Annotated in this window: 21 protein-coding genes; 5 read left to right on the forward strand and 16 right to left on the reverse strand. The window is 64.4% G+C overall.

Annotated features, from left to right (window positions below; translation table 11 throughout):
- Positions 1-190: 190 nt before the first annotated feature.
- Entirely contained in the window at positions 191-610 is a 420-nt protein-coding gene (locus QN084_RS04255; RefSeq protein ID WP_021472475.1) for a hypothetical protein, read from the reverse strand.
- A 68-nt stretch (positions 611-678) separates the two neighbouring features.
- Between QN084_RS04255 and QN084_RS04260 the strand changes: the two genes are divergently transcribed.
- Entirely contained in the window at positions 679-1,911 is a 1,233-nt protein-coding gene (locus QN084_RS04260) for a THUMP-like domain-containing protein (RefSeq protein WP_021472474.1), read from the forward strand.
- A gap of 42 nt (positions 1,912-1,953) precedes the next feature.
- Here the strand turns inward: QN084_RS04260 and QN084_RS04265 are convergent, their stop codons facing one another.
- The 3 genes from QN084_RS04265 to QN084_RS04275 all read right to left on the reverse strand — a co-directional run bounded on the left by QN084_RS04265 (position 1,954) and on the right by QN084_RS04275 (position 4,130).
- A complete protein-coding gene (locus QN084_RS04265; protein ID WP_083261943.1) occupies positions 1,954-2,772 on the reverse strand; it encodes a shikimate 5-dehydrogenase in 819 nt (272 codons plus the stop codon).
- 79 nt (positions 2,773-2,851) lie between these two features.
- Positions 2,852-2,974, reverse strand: a complete 123-nt coding sequence (gene ykgO, locus QN084_RS04270; RefSeq protein WP_021472472.1) for a type B 50S ribosomal protein L36 — start codon at positions 2,972-2,974, stop codon at positions 2,852-2,854.
- Positions 2,975-2,999: 25 nt separating this feature from the next.
- Positions 3,000-4,130 carry a GTP-binding protein gene (locus QN084_RS04275; RefSeq protein ID WP_021472471.1) on the reverse strand — a complete coding sequence of 377 codons (1,131 nt, stop codon included), beginning with the start codon at positions 4,128-4,130 and terminating at the stop codon, positions 3,000-3,002.
- 161 nt (positions 4,131-4,291) lie between these two features.
- On the opposite strand from QN084_RS04275, the gene QN084_RS04280 reads away from it, so the two are divergent.
- Positions 4,292-5,443, forward strand: coding sequence for a glutamate--cysteine ligase (locus QN084_RS04280; protein ID WP_031216583.1), 1,152 nt, complete (start codon positions 4,292-4,294; stop codon positions 5,441-5,443).
- 39 nt (positions 5,444-5,482) lie between these two features.
- Here QN084_RS04280 and tsaD read toward each other — a convergent pair whose 3' ends face one another.
- The 6 genes from tsaD to QN084_RS04310 all read right to left on the reverse strand — a co-directional run bounded on the left by tsaD (position 5,483) and on the right by QN084_RS04310 (position 10,806).
- Positions 5,483-6,616 carry a tRNA (adenosine(37)-N6)-threonylcarbamoyltransferase complex transferase subunit TsaD gene (gene tsaD / locus QN084_RS04285; protein ID WP_021472469.1) on the reverse strand — a complete coding sequence of 378 codons (1,134 nt, stop codon included), beginning with the start codon at positions 6,614-6,616 and terminating at the stop codon, positions 5,483-5,485.
- Positions 6,613-7,116: a ribosomal protein S18-alanine N-acetyltransferase gene (rimI, locus tag QN084_RS04290; RefSeq protein WP_069695757.1), complete on the reverse strand. Its 504-nt coding sequence runs from the start codon at positions 7,114-7,116 to the stop codon at positions 6,613-6,615. Before rimI ends, tsaD begins: the two co-directional genes overlap by 4 nt.
- Positions 7,116-7,787, reverse strand: a complete 672-nt coding sequence (tsaB, locus tag QN084_RS04295) for a tRNA (adenosine(37)-N6)-threonylcarbamoyltransferase complex dimerization subunit type 1 TsaB (protein WP_021472467.1) — start codon at positions 7,785-7,787, stop codon at positions 7,116-7,118. The genes rimI and tsaB overlap by 1 nt, the downstream gene beginning before the upstream one ends.
- The gene (tsaE, locus tag QN084_RS04300) at positions 7,787-8,374 is read right to left on the reverse strand and encodes a tRNA (adenosine(37)-N6)-threonylcarbamoyltransferase complex ATPase subunit type 1 TsaE (protein WP_069695758.1); all 588 of its coding nucleotides are present in this window, start codon (positions 8,372-8,374) and stop codon (positions 7,787-7,789) included. Before tsaE ends, tsaB begins: the two co-directional genes overlap by 1 nt.
- Positions 8,371-9,648: an alanine racemase gene (alr, locus tag QN084_RS04305; protein WP_069695759.1), complete on the reverse strand. Its 1,278-nt coding sequence runs from the start codon at positions 9,646-9,648 to the stop codon at positions 8,371-8,373. The genes tsaE and alr overlap by 4 nt, the downstream gene beginning before the upstream one ends.
- Positions 9,649-9,711: 63 nt before the next feature.
- On the reverse strand, positions 9,712-10,806 hold the full coding sequence (locus QN084_RS04310; protein ID WP_043426680.1) for a carbohydrate kinase family protein: 1,095 nt from the start codon (positions 10,804-10,806) through the stop codon (positions 9,712-9,714).
- 46 nt (positions 10,807-10,852) lie between these two features.
- On the opposite strand from QN084_RS04310, the gene QN084_RS04315 reads away from it, so the two are divergent.
- Positions 10,853-12,250, forward strand: a complete 1,398-nt coding sequence (locus QN084_RS04315) for a family 4 glycosyl hydrolase (protein WP_062097445.1) — start codon at positions 10,853-10,855, stop codon at positions 12,248-12,250.
- On the opposite strand, the gene QN084_RS04320 is transcribed toward QN084_RS04315, so the two are convergent.
- Complete coding sequence (locus QN084_RS04320) at positions 12,247-12,762, reverse strand: GNAT family N-acetyltransferase (protein WP_031216576.1); 516 nt, start codon at positions 12,760-12,762, stop codon at positions 12,247-12,249. The two genes, QN084_RS04315 and QN084_RS04320, sit on opposite strands and share 4 nt — an antisense overlap.
- A 92-nt stretch (positions 12,763-12,854) precedes the next feature.
- On the opposite strand from QN084_RS04320, the gene mshA reads away from it, so the two are divergent.
- Complete coding sequence (gene mshA / locus QN084_RS04325; RefSeq protein WP_069695761.1) at positions 12,855-14,111, forward strand: D-inositol-3-phosphate glycosyltransferase; 1,257 nt, start codon at positions 12,855-12,857, stop codon at positions 14,109-14,111.
- 78 nt (positions 14,112-14,189) lie between these two features.
- A complete protein-coding gene (locus tag QN084_RS04330; RefSeq protein WP_069695762.1) occupies positions 14,190-15,878 on the forward strand; it encodes a formate--tetrahydrofolate ligase in 1,689 nt (562 codons plus the stop codon).
- A 217-nt stretch (positions 15,879-16,095) separates the two neighbouring features.
- Here QN084_RS04330 and QN084_RS04335 read toward each other — a convergent pair whose 3' ends face one another.
- The 5 genes from QN084_RS04335 to glgX form a co-directional block, all read right to left on the reverse strand.
- Entirely contained in the window at positions 16,096-17,181 is a 1,086-nt protein-coding gene (locus QN084_RS04335) for an inositol-3-phosphate synthase (protein ID WP_069695763.1), read from the reverse strand.
- 245 nt (positions 17,182-17,426) lie between these two features.
- Entirely contained in the window at positions 17,427-18,464 is a 1,038-nt protein-coding gene (gene mgrA, locus QN084_RS04340) for an L-glyceraldehyde 3-phosphate reductase (RefSeq protein ID WP_069695764.1), read from the reverse strand.
- 82 nt (positions 18,465-18,546) lie between these two features.
- Complete coding sequence (gene treZ, locus QN084_RS04345; RefSeq protein WP_069695953.1) at positions 18,547-20,313, reverse strand: malto-oligosyltrehalose trehalohydrolase; 1,767 nt, start codon at positions 20,311-20,313, stop codon at positions 18,547-18,549.
- A 96-nt stretch (positions 20,314-20,409) separates the two neighbouring features.
- Positions 20,410-22,722 carry a malto-oligosyltrehalose synthase gene (gene treY / locus QN084_RS04350; protein WP_069696869.1) on the reverse strand — a complete coding sequence of 771 codons (2,313 nt, stop codon included), beginning with the start codon at positions 22,720-22,722 and terminating at the stop codon, positions 20,410-20,412.
- The gene (gene glgX / locus QN084_RS04355) at positions 22,719-25,040 is read right to left on the reverse strand and encodes a glycogen debranching protein GlgX (protein ID WP_021472455.1); all 2,322 of its coding nucleotides are present in this window, start codon (positions 25,038-25,040) and stop codon (positions 22,719-22,721) included. The genes treY and glgX overlap by 4 nt, the downstream gene beginning before the upstream one ends.
- Positions 25,041-25,064: the final 24 nt, after the last annotated feature.

The raw sequence follows: 25,064 nt of genomic DNA on the forward strand, positions 1-25,064 counted from the left end.
CTCCTTTTCATGAGCTGATTCATGGACTAAGAACAAGGGTGCCGAGGCGTGCAACCGTCGTCGCGGTGCCGGCAGCGTACCTGGCGGTAGTGGTTAGCACCCTCACGGGGAGAGTGCTAACAAGACTCTATGTAAGGCGTTAGCACTCGGTCAAGGTGAGTGCCAGCATTTCGTCATGGGTGAACCCGGATTACTGCTCCCGGAGGTCCTCGAGATCGTAGTCATCGTCGTCGTTGCCGCCCGCTGTTCCGCGGTTCAGGTAGAGCACGACGCCGGCGCCGACAGCTACGACGCCGGAGATCACCAAACCGATGATTCCCCCTGCACGGGCGCCGCTGTGGAGTTCGCGGATATCGCGGGCCTCGTCCGTCGCGTCGCCAATGTTTTTTCCGGAGACGGAATAGGCAGCTGCGTTGAAGGCATCCAAGGCGAAAATAACGATCAACAGCGCCACGCAGACGACGGCGATGACGACGCCGGCGATCAACGCCGGGCGGGCGTAAGTAGAAAGCGACCGGCCGGGGCTATGCTCTTCGGCTCCGGAACGGGCGGAACTGTGGTCGTCCGGATTGTTGGTGTCGGAGGGCTGCGGGGTTGCGGTGTCTTCCATGAAAACAACCCTATCCGGATGATCTGGCCGGTCCCGGCCCGCAGGTCATAAACGTTAGGCTGGATGGCATGCCCCACGCTCCCCAGGACCACCTCGCGCCGTTGCTGACTACCGAAGGATGGGAGCTTCTCGCCTCGTTAGGGCCCTACAAAGAGGCCGACGCCATGGCAGTGAACCAGGAACTGCGCAAGGCCGGGCACCCGGCAGAGCTGGTCGCCGCGGTCCTTACCCAATCCCGCCTCAGGACCCGCGCGGAGGCAAAGTTCGGAGAGTTCGCCCGGCAGATGCTCTTCACCCAGGCCGGCCTGGAACAAGCCACCAGGCTCAACGTTGCGGCACGTCACGCCGAACGTTTCGCCAAGGCCGGGATTTTGCACGTAGCTGACCTGGGTTGTGGATTGGGCGCCGATTCCATGGCAATGGCCTCCATGGACATCAACGTCACCGCCGTTGAAATGGACGAGACCACAGCCGCGTGCGCCACTATCAACCTCATGCCGTTCCCCCACGCCAAGGTCCTTCATTCCGATGCCACCTCCGTTGACCTGGACGGCGTGGACGGGGTGTGGCTTGATCCGGCACGGCGCACCACGTCCACCTCCGGAACCAAGCGGATCTGGGACCCGGAAGCCTTCTCTCCGCCGTTGTCGTTCGTGGAAGGCCTTGCCGCCACGGGACGCGCCGTCGGCGTCAAGATGGGTCCGGGCATGCCCCACGAATCAGTTCCCGCAGGCTGCGAAGCGCAGTGGGTGTCCGTAGGTGGCGACGTCACCGAGGTAACGCTGTGGTTCAACGCAGTGGCGCGGCCCGGTGTCCGTCGGGCGGCCCTGGTGATCGGCCCCCAGGGCGCTGCGGAGATCACCAGCGGTGAGGATTTCGACGGCGGCCCGGCAGCCGCCGTCGGGCCCGTGGAGGGATTCCTGTACGAGCCGGACGGCGCAGTGATCCGGGCGGGCCTCGTCGCGGATGTGGCAGGAATGCTGAACGGCCACTTGGTGGACGAGCACATTGCCTACATCTGCGCGCCGGAGCTGCGCGACACGCCCTTCGCCCGCGCCTACCGGGTGCTGGACGTCATGCCATACAACGTCAAAGCCCTCAAGGCCTGGGTAAAAGCGAACGGAATCGGCGTACTGGACATCAAGAAGCGCGGAACAGCGGTCACGCCGGAAGAGCTCCGCAAGCAACTCCTGCCTGGCAAACCTGCCGGGAAAGCCGGAAAACCCAAGACAGCCACCCTGGTCCTCACCCGGATCGGGGAGGAGAGGGTGGCCGTCGTCGTGGAGCCGGTCAGCGCCTGACACAGGCCCGGGGCGCTGGCGGGAGGGCCCCGGGGCCCGACCTTAGGCTTGGCGCCGCGAAAACACCGACGCTTCGCGGACCTGTTCGGGAGTGGGACGGACGCCCGTGTACAGAACGAACTGTTCTTCCGCCTGGATGGCAATCACTTCCGCTCCCGTGATGACGGGCTTGCCGGCCTGGCGCGCCGCAGCGATCAGCGGAGTCTCAGACGGTAAGGCGACGACGTCGAACACCATCTTCGCCGCTGCAATGGTGGAGTCGTCGAAGGACTGGGCAGTCTCGTCCGCACCGGCCATGCCCAGCGGCGTGACGTTGATAATGAGGTCCGCTGTGGATTCGTTCACGTCGTCCTGCCACGTAAAGCCATACAGCGCTGCGAGCGCCCTGCCCGTGGTTTCGTTGCGCGCCACGATGGTCACGTCGGTGAACCCGGCGTCACGGAGGGCGGCGGCCACAGCTTTGGCCATCCCGCCCGCGCCCCGGAGCAATACTGAGTGGCTGGTCGGCACCTCGTGGTCCTTCAGGAGCCGCGCGATGGCAATGTAGTCGGTGTTGTAGGCGGTGAGGACGCCGTCATTGTTCACGATCGTGTTGACGGAGTCGATGGCCTTCGCTGAGGGGTCCATGACGTCCACCAGGTCAATGACCTGCTCCTTGTAGGGCATGGAGACTGCGGCTCCACGGATGGGAAGTCCGCGGATGCCCGCGACCGCCATGGTGATGTCGGCGGGGGCAAAGGCTTTGTAAACGAAGTTCAGGCCCAACTGGTCATAGAGATAGTTATGGAACCTGGTCCCGATGTTGCTGGGTCGCGCAGCCAACGAGATGCACAGGGACATGTCTTTGTTGAGGATGGGCATGCATCCATTAAACAGCCCGGACAGGGCGGGCGGACCACTAAGTCATATTTATGAACGCCGGCCCGCCCCGTGGCCCCGGCTAGCCTTGCCGGGCCTTCATACGCGGGTTCTGCTTGTTGATCACGAAGGTGCGTCCGCGCCGCCGCACGATCTGGGCTCCGGGAATCTTCTTCAAGGCACGGAGCGAGTTGCGGACTTTCATTGATGTTCTCCTTTGTGTTGTAGGGCTAGAGGGCTTTGCTGAGCTCAAACGGGTCATCCCACGCCGCGGGTTGGGCCTCCATCTCCGCCTCGGTCAGCTGGCAGCCATCCAACAGCTGCCTGATTTCCTGTGCGTTCACGTCTTCCGACCGTCCGGTTAGGGCCAGCACGGTTCCGCGGTCGCCGTGGTGGGCGTGACCGTCAAGGACCATGTCGACGCCGGTGTGCGGCTTTGCCTGTGCGGCCGCCTCGACTGACCAGGGCCCTGTGCTTTCCAGCCAAACGCGAGGGCCTATCCCCTGAACTGTGATCCGGATGTTGGCGGCCGAGGCAATCCAAAGGCGGCCCCGCATCCAGTGGGTGCCGGCGGCCAGCTGCGGCAGGGCTTCACGAAAACGGCCCGGATGGAGTGGCTTGGACAGAGCGTGGAGGACGGTGCTGAACGTCCCCGTGGCATCGTCCGGTGGACGGCGAACCACGCCGGGCCTGGTCCGGGCGATTGCCTCGACATGGTCGTAGCATCCCGGCGTGAACTTATCAGCGGAGCCAATGACGGCAGCATGCGGCGCCAGCTGCCCAACGAGTTCGGTGCCGGCCCGCCAATGCGCGCTGTCAATCCGCGTTTCACCGCTCAGCCCGGCACTGAGGCCCGGAAACAGCATGACGGAGTCCACGTGGCCCAATTCTCCGATGAGGAACTCACCGCTGGTCCGGTCGTCTTCGGGCATTGCGGTGAAGCCGGATTCATACAGGGTGTGCCGGTCCCACATGTGGTCCTCGAGCTCCGCGGGGTCGACTGCCAGCACCGCGTTGTCGATGACCATGCGACCATCCAGGGCCTGCTTCAGTTCGGCTGCCGCCATGGCTGCAGCGACTCCCGGCGGGAGTCCCAGGACTACTTGGTCGAACCCGCAGGAAGCGAGCCGCTCCGCGGTCGGAACCACATCCAGTCGGACGGTGCAGCTGAGGCAGCCGTGCTCAAGAACCGTGGTTTCCCGCTCAAAGAGTTGGCCGCCCCGGTAAACCCTCCGCAGCACGAGCGACCCGTCCAGGAGGTCGTGGAGGACTACCGCCGAGTTGCCGTGGGTGCGGCCGAGCCGGGCAGCAGCAGAGTCGCGGCAATGGGTGTCTAGTGAGCTAAGGACTGTGATGTGCATGAAAGCCAGCGTAATTGAGAATTGTTCTCAATAGCAAGAAGCGGAAAGTCATTACCCTTCGCCCGTCCGGCGCCTTGGGCTGCACTAGACTTGATCCGACCGCTGGCGGCCCCGCAGCGGGGCGGCGTCCGGCCGAAATGACAAAACAACGAGGGGACTACGTGCATATAGAGTTTGCGCCATCCAGGCAATCGACGCTGGGTGTGGAATGGGAGCTGGGGCTCGTCAGCGCACGCACAGGAGAACTCGTCTCGGTCGCGAACGACGTCCTCAGGGGCGTTGCCGCCAATCATCCGGACCTCAACGAGGACGACGAGCACCCCCATATCAAGCGGGAACTGCTCCTCAACACAGTCGAACTGGTCACCGGCGTCTGCAACACGGTCAAAGAAGCCAAAGAAGACCTCAGCCGTTCGCTGGCAGCGGTCCGCGAGGTCACGGATTCCATGGGCGTTGAGGTTTTCTGCGCCGGAAGCCACCCCTTCAGCCCTCCCCTCCTCCAACCGGTGACGGACAAGGAGCGCTACGCCAAGTTGATCGAGCGTACCCAGTGGTGGGGGCGCCAGATGGTGATCTACGGCGTCCATGTCCACGTCGGCATCGACCGCCGGGACAAGGTCCTTCCGATTCTAGATGGACTGGTCAACTACTTCCCGCACTTCCAGGCTCTTTCGGCCTCCAGCCCCTACTGGTCCGGCGAAGAAACAGGGTACGCGTCCCAGCGGGCCCTGATGTTCCAGCAGTTGCCCACCGCCGGGCTGCCCTTCCAGTTCCAGTCCTGGGAGGCCTACGAGTCCTATGTGCAGGACATGTTCACCACTGGTGTCATCGACGCCATTTCGGAGATCCGCTGGGACATCAGGCCTGTGGCGGCGCTCGGAACTATCGAGATGCGCATTTGCGATGGCCTGGCAACGCTGGAGGAAGTCGGCGCCATCGCCGCCCTGACGCAGTGCCTGGTCCACGAGTTTTCCGGAATCCTGGACGCAGGGGGCACTATTCCCACCATGCCGCCGTGGCACGTGCAGGAGAACAAGTGGCGTGCAGCCCGGTACGGCATGGAAGCCATCATCATCCTGGACGCCGAAGGCAACGAGAAACCCGTCACCGAGCACCTCACCGAAACCCTGGCACGGCTTGAGCCGATTGCCGCCGAGCTGGGCTGCTCGGAGGAACTCGCCGACGTTGCCAAAATCATTGAGCGGGGTGCCAGCTACCAGCGCCAGCGCCGTGTGGCCGCCGAACACAATGGCGATCTGCAGGCCGTGGTGATGGACCTCGTCCAACAGATGCGCAAGGGCCCCGACGCCTGATCCCGCACCGGGCAGGTCGGGGCACCGGTTAGCTCGGGCTCAGGCCGGGACCGACACCGTGGTGACGGGCATGGAGGAATCGGGCGCAAACGCCACCCCGCTGGGGGCTATCCCTCCCATGATGAGCTGAGCCCCGAGGGCAGCAACCATGGCACCGTTGTCCGTGCACAGGTTCAGCGGCGGGACGTGCAGCTTGATCCCGGCCGAAGCACACCGCTGTCCGGTCAGTTCGCGGAGCCGGGAGTTGGCGGCGACGCCGCCTCCCAGCAAGAGGTCGGTGATGCCATGCTCCTTGCAGGCCAGGACGGCTTTGGACGTAATAACGTCCACAACAGCCTCTTGGAAAGCCGCCGCGATGTCCGCCACTGGAACCTCTTCACCGCGGGCTTCGAACTGCTCCACGCAGCGCGCCACAGCCGTTTTGAGGCCGCTGAACGACCAGTCATAGCGGTGCGGACCTTTTTCCTCGGCGGTGCCCATGTACTTGGGCTGGGTCAGGCCGCGCGGGAAGCGGATGGCTTTCGGGTTCCCTTGGCGTGCCAGCTTGTCGATGGCCGGACCACCCGGATAGCCCAGGCCAAGAATGCGGGCAACCTTGTCGTAAGCCTCCCCTGCGGCGTCATCGATCGTGGAACCCAGGAGTTCAACGTCATCGGTGATGCTCCGGATCCGGAGGATCTCCGTGTGTCCTCCGGAGACCAGGAGGGCACCGAGGTTCTCCGGCAGTTGCCCGGCACCCAGGCCTGCGGCAGCACCGGCGTCGTGCTTTGCATCCAGAAGGCCGACGCCCACATGCGCCACCAAGTGGTTGATCGCGTAAAGCGGCTTGCCGGTGGCTACTGCGAGCGCCTTGGCCGCGCAGACGCCCACCATGAGGGCTCCGGCCAGGCCGGGCCCGGACGTGACGGCAATCGCGTCGATGTCCTCCAGGGTCACTCCCGCTTCCTGCAGCGATTCCTGCAGCGTCGGGACGAAGGCGTCCAGGTGCGCCCGCGAGGCGATTTCCGGAATGACTCCGCCGAAGCGGACATGTTCGTCCATGGAAGAGGAGACCGTATTGGTCAGCAGCGTCGTCCCCCGCACAATGCCGACGCCGGTCTCGTCGCAGGAGGACTCGATGCCCAGGACCAGTGGTTCCTTGGGGGATGCGGCGTTGGGAAGTACGGCGCTCACGCCTCTGCTCCTTCTGTGGACCCGGCAACATTCAGTGGCAGCCGCATGATCAAGGCATCGGTGCCATCCCGGTAGTAGCGCGGGCGGATATGGATCTGTTCGAAACCGAAGCGGCGGTACAGCTGTTGCGCGCGCGGGTTGTCTGCACGGACCTCCAGCAATACATCAGCGGCTTGGCGGCGCCGCGCTTCGTCGATGAGTTCGGTGAGGATCGCTGAGCCGATGCCCTTGCCTTCGCATTCAGGCACGACGGCGATCGTCTGGATGTCCGCGATGGGCTCAATGCACATCAAACCCGCGTAGGCGATGATTTCACCCGCGGACTCTGCCACCACATAACGGCGTGTTTCGGGCTGGGACAGCTCATCGAAGAACATCTGCAGCGGCCAGGCATCGATCGGAAACAGCCTGCGTTCCAGGACCTCCACTGCGGGCACGTCGGCGTCTGTCATGTCCCGGAGGGAGATGCCGGCACGTTCGAGGTTGGGAGACAGCTTCATCACAAGGCCCGCTTCCGGGGTCCAGGCACCTGGGCATCGGACTCGCGCAGGTAAAGGGGTGTCGAATCCAGCAGGGTCTCCCCCGCGGCGAGCTTCGCCAAGGCGAACTGTCCCAAGGAAGCGGCGTCCGGCTGCGTCGCAGCGAAGTCTTCGTTGGCGTCCAGGACCTCAGAGTACAAGCCGGCTCCGGCGCCGAACACGGGAAGGTCCGGCAGTTGGGCCGCGAAGCCCACATGGGGACCATCCACCAGGTGGGGAAGTTGGCCGTCAGCCAGGGTGTAGTGCGCCCAGTAAACCTCTTTGCGCCGGGCATCCGTGGCCACCAGGAATTCCGGCACGGCGGACGTGGATCCGGCCACCTCCAAGGCGATGGCGTCCAGGCTCATCTGCCCGTACAGCGGCTTGTTCCAGACGAAAGACAGTGTGCGGGCCGTCGCGATGCCGGAGCGCAGGCCCGTGAAAGGACCGGGGCCGACGCCGGTGACGATGGCATCGATGTCCGCACCCGTGATGCCGGCGCGTGCCAGGAGCTGCCCGATCCCGGGCGCCAGGACTTCCGCATGGCTGCGGGTATCCTCGGTGACGAAGGAATCCACCACGGTTTCCAAGGCTTCATCGGAAATGAGTGCGGCGCTGGCGACGGCGGAAGTGTCTATGGCCAGGATCAGCATCAGTTGTTTCCCCCTGTCAGCGCGGTTTCCAGGACGTCCGGTACTTCCGCCCAGCGGGGACCGTAGCCGCGGAAAACGATGGTGCGTGGCTCGTCGTCCTCCTCGGTATCGAAGTCAAGGACGTCGTCCTGCCGGGGAGTGTCGGTTTCCGTCGTGGATTCGCCGCCTACGGCCCGGTGCAGTTCCACGTCCAGCCGGCTTTCGGCAAGATGCTCCACCCGGTCGCGGCCCCACTCCACCACCGTCACGGACGTATCCATGGTGTTTTCGAGGTCAATGTCATCGATTTCGGCCGCAGACTCAAGGCGGTAGGCGTCCACGTGGACCAGGTCCGGACCGCCGGGCCGGGGGCCGTCCGGAAGATTGGGATGGATGCGCACCAGGACGAAAGTGGGCGAGATGATGCCCGCCCGGACACCCAGCCCCTCGCCGAGGCCCTGGGTGAACGTTGTCTTGCCCGCACCCAGTTCACCGGTGAGGACCAGGAGATCTCCTGCTTCCAGTACCCCGCCCAGAGCTGCGGCGAGCGCGTGTGTCTGCTCCGCCGTCGTGACGTTGAAGCGGTGTTCCCATTGCGGTTGGTTCACAGCGAGGCTGCCTTTGCCGCCGCCTCACTGGGCCGGACCGAGCCGGCAGCTGATTCAGCCCCGGCCGCTGGCCCGCCAGCGGACTCATTGACGTAGGTGCGCGGAACGCGGGGGCTGATGCGGGTCACGATCTCGTAGTTGATGGTGCCTGCGGCGCGGCCCCAATCGTCCGCGGTGGGACCGTCGTCGGTGCCTTCACCGAACATGACCGCCTCAGCGCCCTTGAGGTCGGCTGCTTGCTCAGGCGTCAGCGGCCCGAAGTCGATCACCATCTGGTCCATGGCGATCCTGCCCACCACCGGGTACGTGATGCCGTTGACGCGGATCGGCCCGCCGGTGGCCACCCGCGGAACACCGTCCGCGTACCCCAGGGGGATGAGGCCCAGCGTGGTACGGCCGGCGGTGTGGTAGTTCAGTCCGTAGGACACGCCTTGGCCCTCAGGGACCGTCTTGCAGTTGGAAACAAGGGTGCGGACCGTCATGGCCGGGCGGAGGCCAAGCTCGGCGGAAGTGGCACCTTGGAACGGTGAGAGTCCGTAAATACCCAGCCCGACGCGGACCAGGTCGAAGTGTGAATCGGGACGTGACAGGGTGGCCGGAGTATTGGCGATGTGGCGGACTTCCGTATCCACGCCGGCGTCCTCGGCAATGGCGATTGCTTCCCGGAAGACGGCCAGTTGCTGGTCCGTCTCCGGCCGCTGCGGTTCATCGGCTACGGCCAGATGCGAGAAGATGCCCACGACGCGCAGGAGCCCTTCGTCCTGGTACTCCATGGCCTGGCCCACCAACTGGTCCCAGTCGGCTATGGGGCAGCCGTTGCGGCCAAGGCCGGTATCGATCTTTAGGTGGACCCTGGCGGGACGTTCCTGCTCACGGGCCGCCGCGACCACCGCGTCCAGCTCCCAACCGGAGACCCCGACGTCGATGCCGGCGGCCACCGCGGCTTGGAAGTTGCTTTCCCGCGTGTGCAGCCAAGCCAGCATGGGGGCATCGAGGCCGGCTGCCCGCAGGGCCAACGCCTCGGAAATATGGGCAACCCCAAGCCAGGTGGCGCCTGCTTCCAGTGCTGCGCGGGCAACCTGCACCGCGCCGTGCCCGTAAGCATCGGCCTTCACGACGGCCATGACGTTGGCCGGGGAAGCGATTCCGGCGAACTGACGAACGTTGTGCCGCACGGCTTCGAGGTCGATCACGGCGGAGCGCTCAAGCACCGCTGTTTTGGCGATTGATGGTTTCGACCCGATTCCGATGTCTGCAGCTGCTTCGTAAGTCACCCTAGAGATTCTAGTGGCGCCAGTGAACTGCCGTTAACTGCGGGAGGGTTGGCGGGCCCGCCGCTACTGCGCGTCGGACAGGTGCGCAATGGTCGCCCGGGCCCGGCGCTGCGCTTCGGCGGGGATGTCCTTGACAATCGGCTCCAGGAAGGCGAACCGCCTGAGCCATTGGCTCGTTTGGCGTTCCTTCCGTGCGTTGGCGCGCTGCCACCAGTCGGCGATGTCACCCCATCCGGGCGCCGCGAGGGACCCGCCCACCTGCTGCACTGCCAGCGAGGCGCACAGGTTGGCGAACCGCAAGCGGTCCCCGAGCTTCCACCCGGCAAGGCTTCCTACGATGAAGGCCGCATCGAAGCAATCACCTGCTCCGGTGGGGTCGGACGCCGGCACCGGCAGGGAAGGCACCCATTCTTCCTCGCCCGTTTCGGAGTCCACCGCCATGGCCCCTTGCGCTCCAAGAGTCACCACGGCCACGGGAACGCGGTCCGCCAGGGAATACAGGGCAGCCCAGGGATCGGCTTTGCCGGTGAAGGCCATGGCCTCGGGCGCGTTGGGGAGGAACGCGTGGAAGTGTTCCAGTTGCTCCAGCCTGCGGTGGGACCATTCACCGCTGGGGTCCCAGCCGACAACCCCGAAAAGTTTGGTGCCGCTTTCCTTCGCTGTGAGCATCCACGGTTCCAGCTCCTCGCCGAGATCCGCGACGGCCGCGAGCGCCTTGGGCGGTTTGCCGATCATCTCCGAGGCATTGACGGGGGCGGGATGGCCGTGGGTGACCATGGACCTGTCCTGGTTGACGCACATGGACACCGTCACCGGAGAGTGCCAGCCCGGGATCCTGCGTGAGAGCGAAAGGTCCACGTGTTCCTGGGATTCGAGGATCTGCCAGTTGTAATCCCCGTAGCCGTCGTCACCGAAAGTGGCCGCGAGGCTGGTCCGCAAACCCAGCCTTGCCGCGGCAATCGCCTGGTTGGCCACTCCCCCGGGACAACTGCCCATCCCTTCGCTCCACACTTCAGTGCCCGGTTCCGGGGAATGCGGAAGGCCGGTGAAAATTATGTCCTGGAAAACAGTCCCGGTAAGAAGTAGATCGCACTGGTGGTCGCCGTCGGGCCTTACAGCGGCAAGGGGATCGAAGCGACGCTGTGGCATTGCATCCATGCACGGCACACTACGCTGCACCCTCCGGGCTGCATAGACTCGAATCATGCGGCTCATGATCGCCGGCGGCGGCGGATTCCGGGTTCCCCTCATCTACCGCGCCTTGTGCTTGGGTCCTTTCGCGGATGTGGTGGACGAGTTGGTGCTCTACGACGTCGATCCGTCCCGCCTGGCGGCTGTTGAAGCCGTCCTCCGGGACATGCCGGTTGCGGACGGCGCGCCGCCCGCCGTCGTGGTTTCCACAGACCTTGGCGCTGCATTGACGGGCACCGACGTGGTTTTCGCCGCCATCCGCCCAGGCGGTACGGCCGGCCGGATCATCGATGAACGTGTCCCGCTGGACCTCGGCCTCCTGGGGCAGGAGACCACGGGCGCAGGCGGGATTTCCTACGCCCTCAGGACCATCCCGAGGATGCTCGAACTTGCCCGCGCCATGCGCCTGAACAGCCCGGACGCGTGGCTGATCAACTTCACCAATCCTGCCGGGATGGTGACCGAGGCGTTGGTGCCGGTGCTCGGACGGAAAGTGATCGGAATCTGCGATTCCGCCGGTGGATTGGTCAAGCGCGCGGCGGCGGCCGCAGGCCATGCGTTGCCGGACGGAAGGCTCGACGGCGTGGGCTACTACGGGCTCAACCACCTGGGTTGGCTTTACCGCCTGGCACCGGAAGGACGGGACCTGCTCCCCGGCCTCCTTGCCGACCCCGCAGCGTTGGCGTCAATTGAGGAAGGCCGGCTCTTCGGGCAGCACACCCTGGAATTGCTCGGCTGCCTTCCGAACGAATACCTCTACTACTATTACGACACCCAGCAGGCCATCGACGGGATCCGCCGCCAAGCGAGCACCCGCGGAGCATCGATCCATGACCAGCAGCAGGCCCTCTACACAGCGCTGGCAGGCCCGGCCAACGCCTACGCGTCGTGGGAAGAAGCCCGCCGGTCCAGGGAGGAAGGCTACCTCGCGGAATCACGGACCAAGGGCGAGCAAAGGGACGAGCAGGACCTGGCCGGGGGCGGCTACGAACGCGTTGCGTTGTCTCTCATGCGCGCCCTCTTCCCCGGTTCTGCAGCTTCCATGACCACCCAGTTGATCCTCAACGTTCCCAACTCGCCCGTGGCAGCTGTCCCGTGGGCTCCCCCGGCCGAGGTGGCGGTGCCCGGTTTGCCTGCGGACGCCGTCGTCGAGGTTCCCTGCGAGGTGACGTCCGACGGCGCCCTGCCGCTCCCGCAGGACCGTCCCGGAGGGCCTTTCCTCACCTTGATGCGCCACATCAAGGAAGTGGAAAGGCTCACGATCACCGCCGTGGTGGAGGGTGACCGGGAAGCCGCCGTGCAGGCGTTCGCCGCGCATCCCTTGGTGGGTTCCGAGGAGCTGGGCCGCCGCCTCCTTGACGGGTATGAGGCGGGCTTCCCTGAACTCGCGGGGCTCTGGCGGGGGCGCTAAAGCTCCTGGTACATCACGTGCAGGCCGACGTAGCCGATCTCCGGGTGCTCGAAGGCATCGGGGACGGTGGCCAGGATGCGGAAACCCATGGACTGCCAGAGCCACACAGCCCTGACGTTGCTTTCCACCACCGCGTTGAACTGCATGGAGCGGAAACCGGCGGCCTTCGCTTCCTTCAGGGAGTAGGAGCACAGGGCGCGTGCCACCCCTTGGCCGGAATGCTTGGCGCCCACCATGTACCCCGCGTTAGCCACATGGCTGCCGCCGCCGGCCTGGTTGGGATGGAATTCACCGGTCCCCAGGACCGTACCGTCTTCCCGGACCGCCACGAACGTCTGGCCCGGGGCTGCCTTCATCCACTTGGCTTTGGCTGCTTCTTCATCGGTGTCCCGGTCCCACGTGAACGTTTCGCCCTCACGGATGACCGGTTCCATGACCGACCAAATGCCGGGCCAGTCATCAGGGGTTGCGGGGCGGATTTCAAAAGAATCGTCGTGGCTCACAGCGGACAGGCTAGCAGTTTGGCGTGCCTCCGGCAGGATCGCCGCAGGAGTAGTGTTTTCTGCAGGGAATTCCCTCAATTCATCAGGGCAGGAGGTGAGCGGTGCCAATGATCCGCCGCGTCGCGTTCCTGTCGCTGCACACCTCCCCCATGGAACAGCCGGGCGCAGGTGATGCCGGTGGCATGAACGTCTATGTGCGGGCCCTGGCCATGGCGCTGGCCGAGATGGGCGTTGAGGTGGAGATCTTCACCCGTGCCACCACTGCCGGGCAGCCCGCCGTCGAACATCCCGGGCCGGGAGTCTGCGTCCACAACGTGATGGCCGGCCCGCGCCGCAAACTGCCCAAGGAAGAGCTTCCCGCCCTGTTGCACCAGATGGTGGATGAGATCGACCGCATCCGTCACCAGCAACCCCACGGCCGTTACGACGTCATCCATTCGCACTATTGGGTTTCCGGGGTTGCGGGCCTTGAGTTGTCCGAACGCTGGCGGCTGCCCCTGGTCCACACCATGCACACCATGGCCAAGGTCAAAAACCTCGTCCTTGAGTCCGGCGAGCGCCGCGAACCCCGCCGCCGGGAGGAAGGTGAGCAGAGGATCGTCGACGGCGCCACCCGGCTGATTGCCAACACCCCGGCTGAGGCGCAGGAGCTGGTGGCACACTACGGCGCTGACATCGACCGCATCGACGTGGCACCGCCCGGAGTGGATCTGCGGGTTTTCACGCCCTCCTTCCGGCGCAAGGCCCGCAGGGAACACGACGTCGGCCCGGACACCTTCCACCTTGTGTTCGCCGGGCGGATCCAGCGGCTTAAGGGACCCCAGGTGTTCGTGAAGGCCGCCGGCCTCCTTCGTCAGCGCCGCCCGGACATCAACCTTGAACTGACCATCCTCGGATCGTTGAGCGGGGCCAAGGACTTCGACCTGACCAAGATCATCGAAGAAGCCGGGCTCAGCGATGTGGTCACCCACAGGCCGCCCGTAGTGGCGCCCGAACTCGCAGGCTGGTTCCGGTCCGCCGACGTCGTGGTAATGCCTTCCTTCAGCGAGTCCTTCGGCCTGGTGGCCTTGGAAGCACAGGCGTGCGGTACTCCGGTCATCGCCACCAACGTCGGCGGGCTGACACGGGCTGTGTCGGATGGCCGCACGGGGATCCTGGTGGACGGCCATGACCCTTCCGACTGGGCAGATGCCTTGGAGGACCTCTACGACGACGTCCGGACCCGTGAAGATATGGGCCGGGCCGCGGCGACATATGCCGAGTCCTTTGGCTGGCAGCGGACGGCGGCCATCACATTGGAAAGCTACCGGGAGTCCGTGGCCGGGCTGCTGGTTCCGGCTACCGGGAGCCTGGCCTGAGTGGCTCCTTCCGAGGGTCCGCGTGGGTGTGCTGATAGATTGACGGGCACAGCGTAAGCACCCAGTCGAAGGACAACGATGTCTGAAAACAAAGTCTTGTCGGATCTTGAGATTGCCCGCCGGGCCGGCATCAAGCCCATTACGGAAATTGCCGAACGTGCCGGGATCAACGCTGACGCCCTGGAGCTTTACGGCCCGTACAAAGCCAAAATAAATCCCGCCCACTTGCGCCTGCCGGGCGGCAAGCCCGCGGGCAAAGTCGTCCTGGTTTCCGCCATGTCCCCCACGCCTGCCGGGGAGGGGAAATCCACCACCACCGTGGGACTGGCCGATTCCCTGGCACGTGCCGGGCACAAGGTGATGATTGCGCTCCGGGAACCCTCCCTTGGACCCATCCTGGGGATGAAGGGCGGCGCCACCGGCGGCGGTTACTCCCAGGTCCTCCCCATGGACGACATCAACCTCCATTTCACCGGGGACTTCCACGCCATCACCTCGGCCAACAACGCCCTCATGGCGCTCGTGGACAACCACATCTACCAGGGCAACCAATTGGGCATCGACCCTCGCCGGATGACGTTCAAACGCGTCCTGGACATGAACGACCGCTCACTGCGGGAAATCGTCATCGGCCTCGGCGGCCCGGCCCAAGGCGTACCCCGGCAGGATGGTTTCGACATCACCGTGGCGTCCGAGATCATGGCCGTCTTCTGCCTCTCCTCGGACCTCGACGACCTCCGTACCAGGCTGGGCAGGATCACGTTCGGCTACACCTATGAGCGCAAGCCCGTCACCGTGGCCGACCTCGGCGTTGAAGGTGCCCTGACCCTGCTCCTCAAAGACGCCATCAAGCCAAACCTCGTCCAAACAATCGCGGGCACGCCGGCCCTGGTCCACGGCGGTCCCTTCGCCAACATCGCGCACGGCTGCAACTCACTCATCGCCACGCGTACCGCCCAGCAACTGGCAGACGTCGTGGTGACGGAAGCTGGGTTCGGTGCGGACCTTGGTGCGGAGAAGTACATGGATATCAAGTCCCGGATCGCGGACGTGGCCCCGTCCGCCGTCGTGATTGTGGCCACCATCCGCGCCCTGAAGATGCAGGGCGGTGTCCCCAAGGAGGAATTAGGCGTGCCGAACGTGGAGGCGGTGGCCGCCGGCGTCGGCAACCTGAAACGGCACGTTGGAAACGTCGCCAAGTTTGGTATTTCGCCCGTGGTGGCCATCAACAAGTTCGGCACCGACACTCCCGAGGAGCTTGACTGGCTCCTGGCCTGGTGCGCTGCGGAAGGCGTGCAGGCCGCCGTCGCCGATGTGTGGGGCCGGGGCGGCGGAGGCGACGGCGGGGACGAACTGGCGGCGAAGGTGGCAGCCGCGGTGGACGCGCCGTCGAACTTCCACCACCTGTACCCGCTCGAAATGCCGGTCGAGGACAAGATCCGGACCATTGTGCAGGAAATTTACGGTGCGGACGGCGTCGAATTCTCGGTCCCGGCGCTGCGGCGGCTGGCGGAGATCGAGAAGAACGGCTGGGGCGGCCTGCCCGTCTGCATGGCCAAGACCCAGTACTCGTTTACGGACGACGCGTCCCAGCTCGGAGCGCCGAAGGGATTCCGGGTGCATGTGCGGGAGCTCATTCCCAAGACCGGTGCGGGCTTCATCGTGGCGCTGACCGGTGCAGTCATGACTATGCCAGGCCTGCCCAAGGAACCGGCGGCGATTCGGATGAACGTGGACGAGGACGGCAACCCCACAGGCCTTTTCTGATCCCCTTCCACATCCCACCCCCTTTCCGGCGTTCCTCTTCCACATCCCACCCCCTTTCCCGCGTTCCTCTTCCACATCCCGGGCCCTTTCCCGCGTTCCTCTTCCACATCCCATCGCCTTTCCCGCGGTCCTCTTCCACATCCCACGCGAACACGCGGAAACAAATGACGCCCCCGCACACAGTGCGGGGGCGTCAGAAGAACCGGGGTTTTGCTGTTTAGCGTTCGATGTCGCCGCGGATGAAGGCTTCCACCTTCTCGCGTGCGACGTCGTCGTTGAACTGCTCCGGCGGGGACTTCATGAAGTAGCTCGACGCGGAGAGCAGCGGGCCGCCGATGCCGCGGTCCAAACCGATCTTGGCGGCACGAATGGCGTCGATGATGACGCCTGCGGAGTTCGGGGAATCCCACACCTCGAGCTTGTATTCAAGGGAAACGGGCGCGTCACCGAAGTTGCGGCCCTCAAGGCGGACAAAAGCCCATTTGCGGTCATCAAGCCACGCGACGTAGTCCGACGGGCCGATGTGGACGTCGTCCGCATGCAGCTCAGCTTCAACGTTCGAGGTGACGGCCTGCGTCTTGGAGATCTTCTTGGATTCAAGGCGGTCACGCTCGAGCATGTTCTTGAAGTCCATGTTGCCGCCGACGTTCAGCTGGTACGTGCGGTCCAGGGTAACGCCACGGTCTTCGAACAGCTTGGCCATGACGCGGTGCGTGATAGTGGCACCGATCTGGCTCTTGATGTCGTCGCCAACAATCGGAATACCGGCCTCGGTGAACTTGTCAGCCCACTCCTTGGTACCGGCAATGAAGACGGGCAGGGCGTTCACGAAGGCAACACCGGCGTCGATGGCGCACTGGGCGTAGAACTTGGCGGCCTGGTCCGAACCGACGGGCAGGTAGCAGACCATGACATCCGCTTTGGCTTCGCGAAGGGCAGCGACGACGTCGACAGCTTCTTCGGGTGCCTCCACGATGGTTTCGCGGTAGTAGCGGCCAAGGCCGTCGAGCGTGTGGCCGCGCTGGACCTCGACGCCCGTAGCCGGGACATCGGCGATCTTGATGGTGTTGTTTTCGCTCGCACCGATGGCATCGGCGAGGTCCAGCCCGACCTTCTTGCTGTCGACGTCGAAAGCGGCGACGAACTGGACATCGTTGACGTGGTACGGACCGAACTCAACGTGCATCAGACCCGGAATCGTTGCTTTGGGGTCGGCGTCGCGGTAGTACTGGACACCCTGGACCAGCGATGCGGCGCAGTTACCTACGCCGACAATGGCAACACGAATCGGATGTGAAGACACGGAACTCCTTTGGGGAAACCTCAGGTGCCAAGCACCATCCGACTGAGCCCGGAGGGCGGCTTACAGGCACGGCGCCGCTCGGCGCCCACTTTGCATTGTAACCAACACCCGAGGAGCCCTTTTTGTTCCCGGCAGCCCCCCCTCGCAATATGTCAGCGACGAACGTCGTCCCCCAAACGCGACGGGATGTGGCAGAGCAACGCGCCAAACGCGACGGGATGTGAGAGAGCAAAGCGGGCGGCAGGTTACTTTTGCGCCCAGCGGTTGATGTCCGATTCGACGGCGAACTCGTCGATTGCGGTGAGCTCGTCGTCAGTGAACCCAAGGTTGTTGATGGCGCTCAGGGTGTCCTCGAGTTGCGCAACGCTGGACGCACCGACAAGTGCGGAGGTCACCGGTGAACCCTTCGGCTGATCGCGGAGGATCCAGGCAATGGCCATCTGGGCAAGCGTCTGATCGCGGCCTTCGGCGATGGCGTTCAGGCCCCGCACCCTGTCCAGCCGTTCCTCGGTCAGCGACGACTCGGAAAGGAAGCGCTCCTTCGCCGCCCGGGAATCTGCAGGCACTCCGTTGAGGTAGCGGTTGGTCAGCATGCCTTGCGCCAAGGGTGAGAAGGCGATGGAACCGGCGCCCACCTGGTCCAGTGCTTCGTAGAGGTTCGGCGAGCCGTCCTCGGTCCAGCGGTTCAGCATGGAATAGCTGGGCTGGTGAATCAGCAAGGGTGTGCCAAGTTCCTTCAGGATGCGGGCCGCCTCAAGGGTCTGCTCCGGCGTGTAGGAGGAGATGCCTGCGTACAGCGCCTTGCCGGAGCGAACGGCGTAATCCAGGGCGCCCATGGTTTCTTCAAGGGGCGTCTCCGGGTCCGGGCGGTGGCTGTAGAAGATGTCCACGTATTCCAAGCCCATGCGCTGCAGGGATTGGTCCAGGCTGGAGATCAGGTACTTCCGGGATCCCCATTCACCATAGGGCCCGGGCCACATGTAGTAACCGGCCTTGGTGGAGATGACCAGTTCGTCCCGGTACGGTTTGAAGTCCTCTTTGAGGTGCCGACCGAAGTTGGTCTCCGCGGAACCGTCCGGCGGTCCGTAGTTGTTGGCGAGGTCGAAGTGGTTAACGCCCAGGTCGAAGGCGCGGCGCAGGATGGCGCGCTGCTCGTCAAAACGTGTGTCGTCACCGAAGTTGTGCCACAAGCCCAGCGAGATGGCCGGAAGCTTCAATCCACTCCGTCCAACGCGGCGGTAGGGCATGGTTTCGTAACGGTTCTCCGCAGCCGAATAAGTCATACGTACCATCCTGCCACCGGAGGCCGGACAGTGACGGCGCCGTCCGGAATGTGGGCGCCGTCACCTGCCTGGGCCACTCGGCTTAGTTGACGCGTACGACGGCGGCGCTCTCACCCGGGAGGGTCAACGAACCGTCGGCGATCACCGCTTCGGGTTCGGTTGCCAAGAGCAGGGTACCTTCGAGCGCAGTCTCCAGAGCTTCGCTGCCGAAGTTGCAGACGACGCGTACCTTGCCGCGGGAGAACTGCAGCCAGTGCTCGTCGTCGTCGTATTCCACGGTGGTCTCGGCAAAACCTCCGTCGGTCAGTTCCGGAGTTTCACGGCGCAGCCGTGCCAAATCCCGGTAGAGCTGCAGGAGCCGCGCATGGTTGCCCTGGCCGGCTTCCTCCCATTTCAGTTTGGAACGTTGGAAGGTTTCCGGGTCCTGGGGATCGGGTACCACGTCCGGGTCCCAACCCATCCGTTCGAATTCCTTGATCCTTCCTTCGGCCGTCGCCTTGCCGAGATCCGGTTCGGGGTGGGAGGTGAAGAACTGCCATGGCGTGGATGCGGCAAACTCTTCGCCCATGAAAAGCATCGGGGTGAAGGGTGAGGTCATGGTGACCACCGCTCCGATCGCCAGCTTCCCGTCGGAGAGGGACGATGTGAGGCGGTCCCCCGTGGCGCGGTTCCCGATTTGGTCGTGGTTCTGCAAGCAGACCACCAGGGCTGAAGGGTGGGCCAGGTCCTGCCGGATGGGCCGCCCATGGTGGCGTTCCCGGAAGCTGGAGTAGCTGCCGTCGTGCAGGAATCCGTGTTCCAGTACCTTCGCAAGGACGGCGAGGGAATCGAAGTCCGAATAGTAGCCGGTGGTTTCCCCGCTGAGGTTGACGTGGAGGGCGTGGTGGAAGTCGTCGCTCCACTGGCCTTCCAAGCCGTACCCGTTGACGCTGCGCGGATAGATGAGGCGCGGATTGTTGAGGTCCGATTCAGCGATCATGGTCCGGGGAATCCCTGTTTCGGATTCGACCTTGTCACCCAGCGCCCCGAACTCTTCAAGGATGTGCACGGCCCGTTCATCCTTCAGGGCGTGAACGGCGTCCAGCCTCAGTCCATCCACGTGATAGTCACGCAGCCACATGGCGGCGTTCTCCAGGATGTACCGGCGGACATCGTCCGAGCCGGGACCGTCGAGGTTGACTGAGTCACCCCAGGTGTTCCCCTCACCGGACTTCAGGTACGGCCCGAACTTGGGCAGGTAGTTGCCGCTGGGGCCGAGGTGGTTGTAGACCACGTCCTGGATGACTCCGAGCCCGGCCTGATGGGCTGCGTCTACGAACTGCTGGTAAGCGGCAGGTCCACCGTATGCCTCGTGGACGGCGTACCAGAGGACGCCGTCGTAGCCCCAGTTATGGACACCGTTGAACGCGTTGACGGGCAACAGCTCGATGAAGTCGACACCCAGGTCCACCAGGTAGTCCAACTTTCCGGCAGCAGCTTCCAGCGTCCCTTCGGGCGTGAATGTCCCAAGGTGCAGTTCGTAGATCACAGCCCCCTGGAGTTTCCGCCCTTTCCAGTCCTGGTCCTTCCACTGGTGGCCGGAGGCATCAAAGGTCGCCGACAGCCCATGGACGCCGTCCGGCTGCCTCCTGGAGCGCGGGTCCGGAAAAGGGCCCTCGCCGTCCACCAGGTAACCGTAGGCGGTGTTGTCAGCCGTGGGGACGCCCGCGGGGGCACGCCACCAACCGCGCGCACCGCCGTCGTGGTTTTGCTCCATGGCGTACTCGCGGCCGTCCGCGAGCAGCTTCACCGAATCTGCGTTCGGCGCCCAAACATCAAAAAGGTCTTTCCCGGCTGCGTGTTCCAGCATCATGCCCCCTGTCATTCGTTCAAACACTTGGTTCAGTTCAAACACGCTGTCCACGCGTGAGCAGCGCCCAGGCGTGGACAGCGGAGCGTTGCAGACTCAGTCGACCGGTACCAGCAGCGCCACGGGGTACTGGTCCAGCAGTGTGCCCAACTCAACGGAGCCTGCCTGGTAGGTAGAGCCGGTGAGCTCGTCCTTGTAGCTGCCAGGCAGGTCGATGGACGTGCCCCGCCAACCACCGTCGCGGGCCAGGCGCTTGGGCAAGCGCGTGGCAACCGTGAGGGCGCCGGGCTTCGCGTCTCCACGGTCGAACGCCACTGCGTGGGCAGCAGCCGAACCTTGGACAGGCACCGGACGGTAACCGCCGAACAGTTCCGGACGGTCCCGGCGCAGCCTCAGCGCCCGGGAGACCACCAACAGCTTTGCGGCTTCCTCCGTGTACTCAGGTTGGGCGCCTGCGTCGAGCTCGGCGAGCGCACTGATCCGGGCGTCGAAGTCCACCGGGCGCCGGTTGTCCGGGTCGGTGAGTGATCCGTCCCGGAATTCCGTGCCCTGGTAAGCGTCCGGCACACCCGGCATCGTCAGCTGGACAATCTTGGCCGACAACGAGTTCGAAGTACCGTACGGTTCCAGCTCGGCGACGAAGTTCTCCAGCGCAGCTTCCACCTCAGGGACGTCAAAGACGGCGTCGACGGCGGCAGCCAAGTGCCGCTCAAACTCCTGGTCCGGATCGGTCCAGTTAGTGGAATTGCCGGCCTCCCGGGCGGCTTTCAGCGCGTAGGACTGCAGCCTTCCGCGGTCCGCAGGCCATGCTCCGGCGATGGCCTGCCAGATGAGCGCGGCGAGGGGGCCGTCCGGAATGGGAGCCAGTTCCTGCACGGTGCCCAGGAACAGCTCCCACTCCGGGACCGATTCCGCGATAACCGTGATTCGGGCCCTTGCATCCTCGCTGCGCTTGGTGTCGTGGGTGCTGAGGGTGGTCATGGACAAAGGAAGCTCGGCTTGGCGGCGCACCATGCGTTCGTGGAACTCCTCCGGAGCAATGGCGAACTCCGTCGGGTCCGCTCCGACCTCCGTCAGGGTGCCCAGACGGGTGTAGCGGAAGAACGCAGTGTCCTCCACTCCCTTGGCCATCACCATGCCGGATGTCTGCTGGAAGCGGCGCGCCAGTTCTCCCGAGGTATCCAGCAGAAGGGGCTGGAGTCCCTCAAGGACCGACCTCAACTCGGGGCGGTGGGAGGCCGCGTTGGCGATGGCTTCCTCAAGGACCTCCCGCCCGTACGGAAGGTAGGAGCGGTAGATGGGGAACCAGCAAATGATCTCAGCCAGGGCGTCAGCGACGTCCAAGCGGGGCAAGGCGCTGGATTCGGGAACCAACCGGGACAAGCGAAGGATCTCCGAACGCAGGATGCCGTCCGCGATCCGCCTCTTGGTGCCGTGGATCATCACGTGGTAATCCGCGGGTTCGGCTTCATCGCGCAGGCGGGCATCCAGGGAGTTCAAGTACTCCTCCGCAGCCGGATCCACGAACAGGCGGTCCACGTCCGCCAAGGCGTCGTAGCCCGTAGTTCCCTCGCATTGGAACGTCTCCGGGAGCTTCTCCCCTGGTTCCAGGATCTTCTCGATCAGCAAGTAGGCCCCACCGGTAGCTTCGCGAAGCCGGACCAGGTAGCCCTCGGGATCCGCCAAGCCGTCGGGGTGGTCGATCCGCAGACCGTCCACCAGGCCCTCGCGGAACCACCGCACAATTTCCTCATGGGACTCGTCAAAGACCCAGGGGACCTCCACTCGAACGCCGGCCAGGGAGTTGACGGCGAAGAAGCGACGGTAGTTCAGTTCGGCATCCGCACGACGCCAGCCCACCAGTTCATAGTGCTGGCGGGAATGGACTTCCTGCGGGGTATCGCCGTCGTTGAAGCTGCCCTCGGCGAGCGGGAAGCGGTGATCGTAATAATGGAGTTCACCGTCGGCCAGTTTGAGCTGGTCAACATCGTCATCGCTGCCCAGCACCGGGATACGGATCTTGCCGCCGCCGAAGTCCCAGTCGACGTCGAAAGCCTCGGCGTACTTGGACTTACGGCCTTCCTTGAGCAGGTCCCACCACCAGGGGTTCTGTCCCGGTGTTGCGACACCCATGTGGTTGGGCACGATGTCCGCCAGGACACCGAGCCCCTGCTCACGGGCGGCCTTGGACAAGGCAGCCAAACCCTCCGGTCCCCCACGTGAGGGATCCACGGTGGAGGGATCGGTCACGTCATAACCGTGGTCCGAGCCCTCCTCCGCCGTGAGGATCGGCGAGACGTACACCCAGTCGATACCAAGGTTGTGCAGGTAGCCGGTCAGCTTGGCCGCGTCCTGAAGCGTGAAGCTTGGGCGGATCTGGAGCCTGTACGTGGAGACCGGCGTCCTCATGCCTTGTCCCCTTCTGCGTCCTCTTCCGCCTCCGGAGCTTCGGTAGCTTCGGTAGCTTCGGCGTCGGTAGCCTCGCTGCCGGCGTCGTCATCCTTGTAATCCAGAGCCAAGGACGACACCGCCGGCGCCGTGATCGAAGCGGTCTCAGGCGTGCTGGTCTGGGTCAGTGCCGCCAGCGAAGCAGCCACGGAGTGGTCCGGCTCGACCTCGGGCGCGGTGTGGGCGCGGAGGACCACGAGCGACTTTCCGGCGACCATGAGGATCTGCTCCGGCTTGACGACGTCGGCCACGGCGCCTTCAGCGCCGGTGTCGATCATGACGTCCCAGGCGGGGGCGTATTCTTCGGACGGGATCCTGAAGCCCACCTCATCCACGTCCGCGTTGAAGTACAGCAGGAAGTTGACGTCGGTGATCCGTCGGCCCTGGTTGTCCTGGCCGCGGATGCCGTCGCCGTTCAGGAAGACTCCCACGGACCGGCCCAAGGCGGCGTCCCAGTCTTCGGGAGCCATGGTGCCGCCGTCCTTATCCAGCCACACGATGTCCGGAAGGCGTTCGCCCTCGCCACGGATCGCCGGGCGTCCGTCAAAGAAGCGGCTCCGCCGGAGGCTCGGGTGCTTGGCGCGGAGGGCGCTGACTGCAGCGGTGAACTCGATCAGCGGTTGGTCGACGTTTTCCCAGTCGATCCACGTGAGCTCGGAGTCCTGGCAGTAACCGTTGTTGTTGCCCTGCTGGGTGCGGCCAAGTTCGTCGCCGTGCAGGAGCATGGGGACACCCTGGGACAGGAACAGGGAAGCAATGAAGTTCCGTTGCTGGCGGGCACGCAAGCCGAGCACCGTGGGATCATCCGTGGGTCCTTCGACGCCACAGTTCCAGGAGCGGTTGTGGGATTCGCCGTCGTTGTTGTCCTCACCATTGGCGTCATTGTGCTTCTCGTTGTAGGAAACGAGGTCCATCAAGGTGAAGCCGTCATGGGCGGTGACAAAGTTGATGGAGGCATAGGGCCGGCGGCCGGAGTGCTCGTACAGGTCGGCCGAGCCTGTGAGGCGCGAGGCAAATTCACCCAGGGTGGACGGCTCGCCCCGCCAGAAGTCGCGGACGGTGTCCCGGTACTTGCCGTTCCATTCCGTCCACTGTGGCGGGAAGTTGCCCACCTGGTAGCCACCCGGGCCAACGTCCCACGGCTCCGCGATGAGCTTGACCTGGGACACTACCGGGTCCTGCTGAATGAGTTCGAAGAACGTGGAGAGCTTGTCCACGTCATAGAACTCGCGGGCAAGCGTGGAGGCGAGGTCAAAACGGAAACCGTCGACGTGCATCTCCGTGACCCAGTAGCGCAGGGAGTCCATGAGCAGCTGGAGCGAGTGCGGGTGCCGGACATTCAGGGAGTTCCCTGTACCGGTGTAGTCCATGTAGTACTTCTGGTCGTCCTCCACCAGGCGGTAGTAGGCCGAGTTGTCGATGCCCTTGAAGGACAGCGTGGGCCCCAGGTGGTTGCCTTCGGCCGTGTGGTTGTACACGACGTCGAGGATGACCTCAATGCCTGCGGTGTGCAGGGCACGGACCATCGCTTTGAAGTCCTGGACCTGCTGGCCGGTATCGCCCTTGGAGCTGTAGCTGTTGTGCGGGGCGAAGAAGCCAATGGTGTTGTAGCCCCAGTAGTTGTTCAGGCCCTTGTCCTGCAGGATGCCGTCATTCACGAACTGGTGCACCGGCATCAGCTCGATGGCTGTGATCCCGAGCTTCTGCAGGTGGGAAATGACTGCCGGATGGGCGACGCCGGCATAGGTACCGCGCTGCTCTTCGGGTACCTCGGGATGCAGCTGGGTGAGGCCCTTGACGTGGGCTTCGTAGATGACCGACTTGTGGTACGGGATGCGCGGAAGCTTGTCTCCGTCCCAGTCGAAGAACGGGTTAATGACCACGCCCAGCATCATGTGGGGAGCGGAATCGTCGTCATTGCGGGAATCAGGGTCTCCAAGGTTGTAGGAGAACAACGCCGGGTCCCAGTCAATCTGCCGGTGGACTGCCTTGGCATACGGGTCCAGCAGGAGCTTGTTCGGGTTGAACCGCAATCCTGCATCGGGATCATAAGGACCGTGCACCCGGTAGCCGTACTTCTGCCCTGGCTGTGCCTGCGGAAGGTAGCAGTGCCACACATAGCCGTCCACTTCCGTGACTTCGACGCGCTCTTCCACGCCGTCGTCATCGAAGAGGCATAGTTCCACCCGCTCAGCCCTTTCGCTGAACAAAGCAAAGTTGGTGCCCGTGCCGTCAAACGTGGCGCCGAGCGGATAAGCCGATCCAGGCCAGACTTCCATGCGTTCTCCTCTTGGATGATGCGA

It is taken from the genome of Paenarthrobacter sp. R1 (genome assembly GCF_030264015.1).
Lineage (GTDB): Bacteria > Actinomycetota > Actinomycetes > Actinomycetales > Micrococcaceae > Arthrobacter > Arthrobacter ureafaciens.